This is a genomic window from Micromonospora sp. PTRAS2 (genome assembly GCF_054052245.1).
Map to the genome: position 1 here is coordinate 1 of NZ_JBSWBU010000041.1, position 2,147 is coordinate 2,147.

Here is a 2,147-nt window from a genome sequence, read left to right on the forward strand (position 1 = left end):
GCCGGCAACTGGGTGCAGTTCGCGCCGAAGCTCAAGTCCGCCGGCGGCAACTGGGACCCCAACGAGTGGGCGCAGCTGTTCGTCGACGCCGGGGCGAAGTTCGCCGGCCCGGTGGCCGAGCACCACGACGGCTTCTCCATGTGGAACAGCCAGGTCAACGAGTGGAACTCCGTCGCCAAGGGACCCCGCCTCGACCTGCTGCGGTTGCAGGCGGACGCGATCCGGGGCAAGGGACTCAAGCTGTGGGCATCGCTGCACCACGCGTTCAACTTCACCGGCTACTACCAGTGGGCGCCAGCCCAGTCCGACGCCAGCCTGAAGAAGCTCTACGGCCAGCTCGGCTCCACCCCCGAGTACCAGCTCTGGTACGACAAGCTGCGCGAGGTCATCGACGGCTACCAGCCGGACATCATCTACCAGGACTTCGACCTGTCCAAGATTCCGGAGTCCTACCGGCTGAACTTCCTGTCGTACTACTACAACAAGGCCGTCTCCTGGAACAAGGACGTCGTCGCCACGTACAAGGACGGGTTCAACAACCGCGGTGAGGTCTACGACTTCGAGCGCGGCGGCCCAGCGGTCATCCAGACCCCGTACTGGCTGACCGACGACAGCGTCTCCAGCTCCAGCTGGTGCTACACCCAGGGCATCGGCTACTACTCCACCAAGTCGCTGCTGCACGCGCTCATCGACCGGATCAGCAAGAACGGCACGATGGTGCTCAACATCGCGCCGATGGCCGACGGCACCATCCCGTCGGCGCAGCGCACGATCCTGCAGGGCTTCGGCGACCACCTGCGGCGGTTCGGGGAGGCGGTCTACTCCACCCGCGCCTGGTCCGTGCACGGCGAGGGCCCCACCCAGATGGGCGGCGGTTCCTTCCAGACCCCCCGCGAGGGCAACGGGCAGGACATCCGCTTCACCCGCACCAAGGACAACACCGTCCTGTACGCCACCGTGCTCGGCTGGCCGGGTGCCACCCTGAACATCACCACGCTGGGCTCGAACCGGATCAACCTGAGCACCCTGACCTCGGCGCGGCTGCTCGGCACGACGGCCGGCACGTACATCGACCTGCCCAACCGCACCCAGGACGGCTCCGGGCTGCACCTGACCATGCCGTCGGCCACGGCACCGTTCAGCGCCCTGGCGTACGTGGTGAAGCTGACCTTCTCGGGCCAGATTCCGACGCTCGGCTCCGGCCCCACCCCCACCGGGTACGTGAAGATCGCCAACGGGGCGACCGGCCTGGTGCTGGACAGCGGGGGGAGCGTCGCCTCGGGTGCGGTGGTGAAGCAGTGGAACGACGTCAGCAGCACCAACCTGCAGTGGCAGCTGGTCGACGTCGGCGGCGGCTACTACCGGATCGTGAACCGGGCCAACGGCATGGTCGTGGACAGCTGGGGCAACACCGCGAACGGGGCCAGCGCGCTGCAGGCGCCGTGGAACGGTGGGAACAACCAACAGTGGCGGCTGAACAGCGTGGGTAACGGCCGCTACCAGATCATCAATCGGGGCACCGGCACGGCGCTGGACGGTCTGGGTAGTTCCACCGCCGGGTCCACGGTCGCCATGTGGGCCCCGAACACCAGCACCAACAACCAGTGGAGCATCACCGCCGTCTGATTCCGCCGGCCACGGTCGCCGTCGCCAACTCCGGTAGGGCAACCCCCGGATCCGATGGGATCAGTCGAGGTCGCGGTAGTAGTAGAACATCGGCTCGGGTGCCCCGGGCTCGACGTTGGTGAAGCCGTGCGCCTCGTAGAAGCGGCGGGCGTCGACGTCCGCGCCGTCGACGGTGATCTCCAACGATCCGGCGCCGCGTTCGCGGGCCAGCCGGCAGGCGGCCTCCAGCAGGGCGTGTCCGTGCCGCTGTCCGCGCGACCCGGGCCGCACGTAGAGCTCGTCGAGGGTGGCCACCGGACCGGCGGCTGAACGCCGGCCAGTACACCGAGTTCGGCTTCCAGGGCACCGGGTCCGCCAACGGCCTGGCCCCGGTGTGCACCGCCTCCTGAGCACCACCTGTCCTGGACGGGCGCGAGCCGCCTGTCCAGGACAGGGGAGTCGATGCCGCTGACGAGACTCGGGTCAGGCCGTGGCCGTGGTGGGAATGTCCGTGCCGGGCCCGGTGAACGGCTACCTGCCGT

Annotated in this window: 2 protein-coding genes; one reads left to right on the top strand and one right to left on the bottom strand. The window is 68.4% G+C overall.

Annotated elements, in window-relative coordinates:
* The coding region (locus ACVMYR_RS33030) for an alpha-L-fucosidase (RefSeq protein ID WP_457123692.1) at positions 1-1,626 on the top strand (1,626 nt) is incomplete at its 5' end.
* 60 nt (positions 1,627-1,686) lie between these two features.
* On the opposite strand, the gene ACVMYR_RS33035 is transcribed toward ACVMYR_RS33030, so the two are convergent.
* Positions 1,687-1,920 (bottom strand): GNAT family N-acetyltransferase, encoded by a 234-nt coding sequence (locus tag ACVMYR_RS33035; RefSeq protein WP_457123693.1) that lies wholly within the window; start codon positions 1,918-1,920, stop codon positions 1,687-1,689.
* Between the last annotated feature and the right edge of the window lie 227 nt (positions 1,921-2,147).